This is a genomic window from Bacillota bacterium, from assembly GCA_040754675.1.
Taxonomy (GTDB): Bacteria; Bacillota; Limnochordia; order Limnochordales; family Geochordaceae; genus Geochorda.
In genome coordinates this window covers 1-2063 of record JBFMCJ010000669.1, presented here as the reverse complement: position 1 = coordinate 2063, position 2063 = coordinate 1, and the positions used below count along the sequence as shown (strand labels likewise).

3 protein-coding genes are annotated in these 2063 nt (G+C 60.3%); all 3 read right to left on the bottom strand.

What is annotated here, in order from left to right:
* On the bottom strand, positions 1–201 hold a 201-nt coding region (locus tag AB1609_22325; GenBank protein MEW6049171.1), incomplete at its 3' end, for a hypothetical protein.
* Positions 202–519: 318 nt separating this feature from the next.
* Positions 520–1089: a hypothetical protein gene (locus AB1609_22320; protein MEW6049170.1), complete on the bottom strand. Its 570-nt coding sequence runs from the start codon at positions 1087–1089 to the stop codon at positions 520–522.
* A gap of 790 nt (positions 1090–1879) precedes the next feature.
* Positions 1880–2063: hypothetical protein (locus tag AB1609_22315; GenBank protein ID MEW6049169.1), on the bottom strand; the 184-nt coding region annotated here is incomplete at its 5' end.

Below are 2063 nucleotides of genomic sequence, written 5' to 3'. Positions count from 1 at the left end.
GTCACCGGCGCGGAGGGCCCTGTCGACCGCGAACGCCCGCTCTGTCTTCCGCGCGGCTTTGACCTCAAACCGTACAGTGCAGCCCCCGAGCAGTTGAACCGCGATTAGGAGCGCAGCTACGCCAAGCGACTTCCACCATCCGTCAGCCTCGGCACACGGCGCCAGAAGCAAGTCGGCGATCACGGGAATGAGAGCCGTCACCACCACTAACCGGCACCGTGGCCACGCTCTCTGTCTCTCTACCTCTGCTCGAATGACGGTCGCTATGTCCGGCTGACCTGACAACAGCTGGATTTCTGACCCCACCCGGAGGGTCCGCTCAACTGGCACACATACTGTAACCACTTGGTTACCCTTGTCCCACGGTCCACAAGCGCAGTTTGAACTGGGCCTCCTCACGGCCCCCTGTGTTGCATGCGTAGCAGTACTGCAGATCGGCAACCGGACGTGGAGCGCAAAAGACGGAACGGTGCAGCGCAAGCGCCCCCAAGAACTACTATAACCAGGGAACAACACCGCCTACGGTACTATACCGGGAGTACGCTGCCTGATGCAACTAATAAAGTACCTCAGTGCGTCCGGCCACAACAGTACAGCGTTTGTAGGACTCCTCGGAGGAGATGCCCATCTACCAACTAACTCGCCGTCTTTGATAGATCCCGAAGTGTAGAGCACTTCGTAAATCGGTTCATCGATCTCGTCGTCCCGAACCGTAAAGTTGTCCCGCGTGCCGCTAACCTCACTTGGGTTTACGTCCACCATCAGACCCCTAAGATGGAACAACATCGGCGTCCACCCCTCAGCAGAATAGCCCCAAACGTCCGAGAGTTCATATAGTGACAGGTTGTCGGGGTTCCTTGGCTTCAAGTCTATAAGAACCGTCAGTCCTTTTCCGTACTCCTTGTTCAGTTCGAGGGACCTTCCCATGTCCAAATGCCAGGGGAAGGGTTCGTTCTGGCCAGCGGGGATTTGCTGTCGCAGAAGCCGTGGAATGAGCCCTGCGTTGCGTCCAAACAGGGAGATCCCGGATCTGAACTCGTATCGGGTGATACCACCACCCGAACGCTCCTTCCGGTACAAGGCAAACATACGCATCAACCTCCTCCGCGCTTCGAGTAGGGGTTTGTCCTACCCCGTGATTTCCACTCGTTTGCCGCAATCTTCCCCTGCCCCTGGTAGTTGCACCCTGAGCAACGCACCTGCTCGCCGTCAAACGCTAGCGGGTTCTCATGGCAACGGGGACACTCCACCTTGGCTCACATCCTTCTCGCACCACCTTTCTGATTTATCCAGGAGGGCTCTCCGGCCCTACCCAGGCCACCATTACTGAACTCACGGTGTGACGACCGGCCTGGCGGGCGGCATTCGCAGGCCGCCGAGGCGGAGATGGTCAAAACTTGGAGCGGGTTGTCCGGGATCGGGGGCTCGGTTGTGGGCGGTGAGTGCCAGGCGGGCCCGGCCCGTCCACCGCGAGTACCATTCGCCCGAAGTGCCGGTGGACTGGCCTAAGCCTAGATACTCGGGTGGATCGCGGCGATTATACTCGCCGCTCGTGCGGCAACGGCCGTAGCAGGGTGTTTTGCTTAAAGTCGACGTCGGAGATCCCACTTGTACAAGGTGGTCCATTGACCCGGTCGCGTGGAGGCTTACGTGGAGAAGTACTTTGGCAAGAGCATCCTGTTACCAACCGGGACGATTGGAGCACGGAGCAGATTGTGCTGGCATACCGGGGCCAGGGGTGTATCGACGGGTCGATCAGGCAAGCTGCCGGGAGCGCACACCCGCCTCGATCTCGCGCCCGAGCAGGGACCTCTACCGGCCATCGTATTCCGCCAGCGACGCCGTAGACAGCTCGTCTTCGGTCACCTCACCGAAGACCCTAGCTTGCCGCCCCTTCCTCGGGCTGGGTAAGACCCACCCGCTCCGCCAGATACGCCTTGAGGCGCTCCGGGGACACGAAAACGCGGAAACCGAGCCGGTTCAGGGCGGCTATGGTCTCGCTATCTCGCCCCAGCATGAAGGCGACAGGCTCACTGTACCCCGCCTGGACCCCATCGGGCCAG